This window comes from Vibrio sp. 2033, assembly GCF_033339735.1.
Map to the genome: position 1 here is coordinate 1 of NZ_JAWOVC010000611.1, position 579 is coordinate 579.

Here is a 579-nt window from a genome sequence, read left to right on the forward strand (position 1 = left end):
AGTGTTGTCGCCTCGGGTAACTAGATAGCTGTCGAGTAACTGTTGCCACTCCAGATGAGAGATTGAGGTTTGGTTGACCTCGTTGGACTGCTGCCAATAAGGCCATAAGTCGGCTTTTGGTGCGGCGAGAGCGGAAAAGGAGAGTAGGGCACACAGTAGCAATAAGAAACGCTTCATAGAGAGACCTTTAGTGAGACTTGATTGTTAGTGTAGACCCGTCTAGTTGTTGTTTTCTTTCTTTAATCTACGCATAAAAACAATACAGGCTGACAATGACCAGCCTGTTATTTGTGTATTCAAGGATGCGTTTTAACGCAGGAAGCTCGGGATATTGGCTTCATACTCAGCGATTTTGTCTTCGTGCTGAAGCGTCAAACCGATGTTATCTAAGCCATTAAGCAGGCAGTGACGACGGAACTCGTCGATTTCAAAGTCATACTCCTTGCCGTTTGCGCGCACTTTTAGGGCTTCCAGATCCACTTCAATTTGCGCACCTTCATTGGCTTCAACGAATTGGAACAGTTCATCCACTTCTTGCTCAGTCAGACGAACCGGAACCATTTGGTTGTTGATGGAGTT

General features: G+C 45.9%; 2 pseudogenes. Both read right to left on the reverse strand.

Annotation, left to right across the window (positions count from 1 at the left end):
* Positions 1–177: pseudogene (locus R7P74_RS28075) on the reverse strand (DUF547 domain-containing protein); the annotation flags it as partial.
* Positions 178–309: 132 nt separating this feature from the next.
* Positions 310–579 (reverse strand): annotated as a pseudogene (leuD, locus tag R7P74_RS28080) (3-isopropylmalate dehydratase small subunit); the annotation flags it as partial.